Origin of the sequence: Streptomyces sp. NPDC058664 (assembly GCF_042716635.1) — a bacterium.
In the GTDB taxonomy this organism is placed as follows: Bacteria; Actinomycetota; Actinomycetes; order Streptomycetales; family Streptomycetaceae; genus Streptomyces.
This window is the reverse complement of the sequence record NZ_JBHXRW010000131.1, coordinates 1-6,100: the sequence shown is the minus strand read 5'-3', so window position 1 is coordinate 6,100 and position 6,100 is coordinate 1. Positions and strand designations below refer to the sequence as shown.

Genomic DNA, 6,100 nt, shown 5'->3' with positions numbered 1-6,100 from the left:
ACTGCGGCGGATAGTGCTTCATGACCACGAGATGTCCGTTCTCAGATCCTCAGGATCCAGTGTCTCGTGTGTCCAACATCAGGGGTCAAGGCCCCTGAGTCCGCCAAGTCAGGAGGCAGAACCCTGAATAGGGCACTGCCAGTCGGCCGAGTCGATCACGTTCCCCTCCATGTCGCTGAGGTGGAAGCAACTGCCGTTGACCCACGCCGTGACCGATTCGGACCGATGGTCGACCTGGAACGGTTCATCCCCGCGCAGAGTCCCGGACCATGATCCATCTGCTACAAACGAGTGGGGGACAACGGCCCACGTCTGCTTTGGGGGCATCTGGCGCGTTTCCGCCCAGGGCTCCACGGTCAACTCCAGCGCGGCCTCACCACCGTTGCTGAGCAAAAGCCGCGCTGTTTCGCTGGTGACCATTCCCGCCACCCCTCCTCGCTTCTACAAACGATCCCCCCTGCAACCGCAGACCTACGGGTCCACACGACGCGATCGTCACACGCGCGATCACTTGACCCAAGCGGCTTCATCGCCCAAATTTTCAAACAGCCCTGCCGGGACAAAACGCTCTTTGAGTTCCAAACGCGTCACACCCTCACACAGTTCGTCGGGGTACCTACGGGGAGCGGCCATGAATGGCACCCTTCCAGACCTTCAGGATCTGCATCAAACCCGGGCAATTCAAAGATAGGCATCGTCTACTCATGAGTCGCCTGTGACTACTGCGGAGCCTGGGACTCCAGGAGTGTTTTATACGGGTTGACCGCATGCGGGTAATAAGAACCGGCAGCAGAGAGGCAGGCTTCAATGAGCAGGACAGCGCAGCTTCAGACTGAGGCTTCGGCCGGGTCTGTGATCCAGGTATGGGCGCAGGCACTGTTCTGCGCACCCTTGAGCCGGGCGGGCCGACTCGATCCCGAGACAGTGTGCAGGGTGGTCGCCGAGGAGCTCTCTCGCCATATGGCCGCGCCAGGCGGGGTCATGGGGGTGGTGGCGCAGCGTGCGGGAGATTATCCGGAGCTTTTCACTGAGCGGATGGCCTGGTGTCGGGAGCAGGCTGCCCATGCTTACACAGCATGCTGCGACGAATGCCCAAGCCCGTGACCAGCGCCCTGCGGCGCCCTGCCGTCACCTGCACCGGCTCTGTAAACGGTCCGTCCTGTACGGCGGAGAAAATAGCCTCCAGCCAGCTGCAGTGGATCACTCGCCAGTCAGCCGGCTATCCAGGCCGTGTCCCTCCTCCTACCGATAGCCTGCGCCGGTGGTGCGGCATCCTCCTCGACGCTCTCGCATCTTTCTATGACGACATGACACGCTTGTCCGGCCCTCATGCGCGGTTCTGGCGGCTCCGACTGGCCATGATCGCCGATCAGCACCTGCGGTCCGCCGCCGGAGGTCTGCCGACCGATCGCTGGCTGGTCCACGCTTACCACCGCACCCGAGCCCGCCGCCACCCCAGCCTCGACCGCCAGCTCTACCAGTCCTGGCTCCCCCACCTGATAGCTACGGCCCGCGACCTCATCAACCACAGCGCCGCAGCCGCTGTCCACGCCACACGCATCCAGCACCACACGCCTGCCGCAACCCACCTTCTCCAGGCCCGCCACACTCTCCAGCATGCCTGCCTCCACCTCGCAACCAACCCGCCCAGCCCCGGCACTCGCTGATCCAGGACGTGCTCGGCCGGAAGTTGCGAGACCGCGCCCTGTCTCGACAGCTGCAGAGATCTGAGAATGTGCATTTATGCTGGTTGACGTCCATGCAGGGCGAATGTCGATCTTACACCACTTGTCCAGAATAGCGCTATTAGGTAGGAGCTACTCAGGGCTTTTGTGTCATTGAAGGGTGTTCTGGAGTGGTTCACCGAATCTTTCGGCCCTCTTCCGGATAAGCGGTGATTTTTACGGCTTCCGCCAAATCGCTCCATGCTCGAGTGTGCAGGCGACGTATCCACGCGGGTACAGGTGATTTCAGCGTCGGCAGGTTCCAGCCTGATCCAACCAGGGGACAGCCGACTGGTCGACGATCATGACGACGGCATCGCGATCATAGTCATCTCGTCGACCATACCGGCACCGGCTCAACGGCAATACGCGAGCGCAGAACCCAGTATGGATGGCACCAAGAGCCAGCAAGTCCGTCATGTGGATCGCTTCGCTATATCGCCCCCTCTATCACTACTGAGGAACCTGATGCTGCCTCACCTTTCCTACGCCGATGCCGTCCATGCCGCTCTTGTCGATGCTGGCATTGCCCCGGACACGCTCACCGCAGGCACTTCGGGCATCGACGTCCGGCGCGAACTGATCGCCGTCTTCTCGTGGGCCGACATCATGCTGCGCTGGTCATCAGAGACCGGCTGGCGGCATGAGGCCCCACACTGCGGTGGCCCCCTTCCTCTCGATCAGTTCGCTGCCCCGGCTACGGTGGTCAGCGCAGTGTCGCTCTTGGCCGACGGCCACCCGCCGGTCGCGTGCCGCGGGCGGTGGGCTGAGGCTCTCTTACTTGCTGTCGCCATCGGGGACTGGGAGCAGAGCCCTCCCTCGGGCCTACCCTTGCAGGCTCGGCCGCGCCGTTACCGGGGGCCGGCAATTCCGAGGATGAGTTCTGTCTTGCGAAGCCTGCGGCGAGGCGAGCCTGATCTGCGCGGCTAAGGCTCGCAGAAAATTAACTTGTGGGTTTCAGGACTTGACACAACAGGCCAGCGTTTTACTCGTCCGCAGGTTGTTCTTCTGCGAGCCCTAACGACCTCGTGCACGATAAGGATTGACGATCTTTCCTGATCGCGTCCATGCTGGTCACAACCTCGCCCCTTGACAGCGAGCTCCGCTGGTGTGCGAAGCCTTATCGTGCACGAGGTCGTAAAGCGTGTCATAGAAGGCGGTGTCCAGGCAGGTCAGGGCCGGGTTTGTGACCTGTCTGCTCATGTGGCCAGGGCGATGTTGTGCATGTGGGCGACGGCCTGGACCGCGTGATGGAGGCCATCGCCGCGCTGTCGGCAGTCGCGAAGAATCTTGTAGTGCTTCATACGAGCGAAGGCATGCTCGACACGGGCCCGGACCCTTCGGTGTTCGGCGTTGTCCTCCTCCTCACCCGACAGCAGGGCTCGTCCGGGCCGTTTGCGGTGCGGGGCGACGAGCCCGGTGTTGATGTAGGAGCCGTCGGCCAGCACGGTCATGCCTTCGCAGTGCCGGGCCAGGCCTGAGTGCGGTTCGCATGTGATCGGCGATATTCCATCCAGCCAGACGTCGCGAGCACAGGTCGATGGCGGTTGCGAGATAGCAGAACTTCCCGCCTTCAACGAGCAGGTAGGTAATGTCGCCGACGTACTTCGTGTTCACCGCGGCCGCGGTGAGTCACGGCCGATGAGGTCCGGTGCCTTCCCCGCTGCCGGGTGCGCGACCGTGGTCCTGCGCCGGCTGCGCATACGGACCCCCTCGGTCCCGACAGTCCGTATGATTCCCACGACGCGCTTGTGGCTGATCCGATCGCCCTCCTCGCGGGGCTCGGCAGTGATCCTGGGACGCCATAGGTGCCGCCAGAGTTTTGGTGAATCTTACGTATCTGGGCCGCGAGCCCCGCCTCGGCACTCCGCCGGGACAAACGCCAAGGCTGTCGAGATCCTTGCCGAAGCCGGCCGCACCAAGAGGATCCGCAACACCGTCAGGGCCAGCCTCACCCACCACAGCGAGAACCGAGTCAGCTCGCCCACAACTTTTGACCATTGCTCTCCGCCATGACTGGGAAACGGCACCACCCTTCACGGGTGGATTACATCCCTGACACCAAGCACTCACCACAAATGACACTAATTTAGGTGAAACAAATACTGCAGCCCCGCTGAATGCAAGGCCGTCCTCGCGGCCTGACCACTGCACCAAAGGTATCCGTCAAAGCGGAACAAGCTCACGGTGACCGGGCCTCGACCAGATCCGCTTCAGGGGTCGTGGGTCTCAGGTGCCCGGGGCCGAGTGGCCCCGGGCACCGGGCCAGGCAGGCGTCACATCGCGGTTGCCGTCATCGTGCGGCACATTTGCGCACAGCGGCGACACGCCTCTGCGCACCGCATCATCATCGGATCATCCGGCATGGCCATACACGTCTGCGCGCACATGTCGCACATCCTGGCGCACATTTCGGCGATCTCGGCCGCCATGGGCGAGCGGCGCGTCATCATGTCCGCGCACATTCGGGTCATCTCCGAGCAGTCCATGACCGCCCGCATGACCTGCATCGACGGCGCGCTGCCCATCTGCATGCAGGCGCTCATCGTCTCCTCGCACACACTGTGACACGCCATGCACGCCTCGATGCAGTCCTGCATCTCCCGGCTCATCGCAGGCATCGACCCAGCAGACTGGCTCATGGCTCCTCCTCGGACAGCAGAACCCGGAATGGGCCCTTCACTCCCTTATTCCACTTCCTCCTGTGACTGCCCGCCACAGCAGAAGAGGGCCCCCGACGGCTCCCGTTTTCGCCGGAGAAGTGGCTCTCATCCATCTCCGATGAAAACGGGCAGGGGATCAGCGGCCCCACTAGGGCCTGTGTGATGTCGTGATCACGCGGTGGTCTTGAGCAGGTCGTCGATCCAGATCATGGAGGCTCGGAGGTGGAGGCCGGCGAGGTAGCTTTCGGGCGACTTGTCGTAGCGGGTGGCGATGCCTCGCCAGGCTTTCAGCTTGTTGATCAGGCGTTCGACGGTGTTCCGTTCCTTGTAGAGACCGGCGTCGTGGCTGATGGACCGGCCGCCTCGTGAGCCCTTCTTCTCGCGGTGTGCGGCCTGGTCCTTCTTCTCCGGGATGACTGCTTTGATGTGGCGTTTTCGCAGGTAACGGCGGTTTCCACGCGATGAGTAGGCCTTATCGCCGGCGACTGCGCCGGGTCTGGTGCGCGGACGGCCGACCGGCAGACGGACTCGCACCTTCTCGAGCACGGGGATGAACTGCGGACTGTCCGCGGCCTGCCCGGCGGTCAAGACGAACGCGAGCGGACGGCATCTGCGGTCCGCCGCGAGATGAATCTTGCTGGTGAGGCCACCCCGGGACCGGCCAAGCAGGGCTTGCTTCAGGCGGAGCGTGCGTCGGCGCCGGACACGCCGGCGCTCGTCCTGTCCGTTCTGTTCCTCCGTGCCACCCCTTTTTGCCGGGCTGTCTCCTGCTCCAGCGCGGCTTCCTCCAGGGCCGACATGAGGTGCTTGCTGACGCGGAGCCCCGCGGCGTCGTGGTGGGCGCGGACCGTAGTGGAGTCCACGCTGACCAGCGACAAGTCTGTTTGCTCCGCGCGGGCTGCCTGAGCGATCAGACCTTCCAGCAGGGCGGTGAACACACCGGCGTCCCGCCAGACGCGGAAACGTCCGTAGACGGTGGCCCATGGACCGAACTCGGCAGGCATCTCCCGCCACTGACCGCTGGAGCGGAACCGCCAGATCACCCCCTCGAACTGTTCCCGCAAACGCTCCGGATACGGGCCGTACCTACCGATCGGCAGATACGGCTCGATGAACTTCCACTGAGCGTGGGTGAGTTGCCTACGCGTCACGACCACAGTCCTACCGGGTTCCACCCCACGAAGAGCACAGAACCCGACAACTGATCACGACATCACACAGGCCCTAGGGTCGTGGCATGGCCCCATGGAGACGGCGGCAGCAAGATGAGCGGGGAGCGGCCCGCAGGGGAGCCGAGCACGACAGGCGGTGTGTGCTCGCCGCGGCCGACCAGGTGATCACCCGTGCAGTCCGCAGAGCGGGACGGGGCCCCCTGCGGGTAACCCCGGACGAGGTACGGGCCTGGGCGGCAGAGCACTTCCTCCTGGACATTCCCGCCGGCGTCGCGGTACAAGCATTGAAGGCCTGCCTGCGGCAGCGGGGAATCAGTTGACCCAAGAGGGGCCTTTCGGCCCGAAGGGCAGTTACAGTTGTCGATCCACCGCGCCCTGGACCATTCCTGATCTTGCGTGGGTATCCCCGGCTTCAGCCGGGGAGGGAAACGCATCCTTTGACCCGAAGGCGCGAAGCGCCGGAGTTCCCTGCGCCTTCGGGGTGACGGTCAGATAGGCCGCTTCTGGACCTCGATGTACTGACGAATCACGGTCAGCGGTG

At 63.7% G+C, this 6,100-nt stretch carries 4 protein-coding genes and 2 pseudogenes; all 6 read right to left on the bottom strand.

All coding sequences use genetic code 11. From position 1 onward, the window contains the following. Positions 1-108: 108 nt before the first annotated feature. The gene (locus tag ACFWUY_RS40325) at positions 109-420 is read right to left on the bottom strand and encodes a hypothetical protein (RefSeq protein WP_384121727.1); all 312 of its coding nucleotides are present in this window, start codon (positions 418-420) and stop codon (positions 109-111) included. Between the two features lie 791 nt (positions 421-1,211). Continuing rightward, positions 1,212-1,619: a hypothetical protein gene (locus tag ACFWUY_RS40320; RefSeq protein ID WP_384121725.1), complete on the bottom strand. Its 408-nt coding sequence runs from the start codon at positions 1,617-1,619 to the stop codon at positions 1,212-1,214. A gap of 1,304 nt (positions 1,620-2,923) precedes the next feature. After that, positions 2,924-3,205 (bottom strand): annotated as a pseudogene (locus tag ACFWUY_RS40315) (transposase family protein); the annotation flags it as partial. Further along, positions 3,090-3,341, bottom strand: a complete 252-nt coding sequence (locus tag ACFWUY_RS40310) for a DDE-type integrase/transposase/recombinase (RefSeq protein WP_384121723.1) — start codon at positions 3,339-3,341, stop codon at positions 3,090-3,092. The pseudogene ACFWUY_RS40315 and the gene ACFWUY_RS40310, both read right to left, overlap by 116 nt. Positions 3,342-4,000: 659 nt before the next feature. After that, entirely contained in the window at positions 4,001-4,366 is a 366-nt protein-coding gene (locus ACFWUY_RS40305) for a four-helix bundle copper-binding protein (RefSeq protein WP_384121721.1), read from the bottom strand. Between the two features lie 192 nt (positions 4,367-4,558). Continuing rightward, positions 4,559-5,538, bottom strand: a pseudogene (locus ACFWUY_RS40300) (IS5 family transposase). Between the last annotated feature and the right edge of the window lie 562 nt (positions 5,539-6,100).

Bases quoted from the DNA above. Each gene is read 5' to 3' on its own strand.
- ACFWUY_RS40320 (WP_384121725.1), bottom strand. From the start codon at position 1,619: ATGCTGGAGAGTGTGGCGGGCCTGGAGAAGGTGGGTTGCGGCAGGCGT.
- ACFWUY_RS40305 (WP_384121721.1), bottom strand. From the start codon at position 4,366: ATGAGCCAGTCTGCTGGGTCGATGCCTGCGATGAGCCGGGAGATGCAG.
- ACFWUY_RS40325 (WP_384121727.1), bottom strand. From the start codon at position 420: ATGGTCACCAGCGAAACAGCGCGGCTTTTGCTCAGCAACGGTGGTGAG.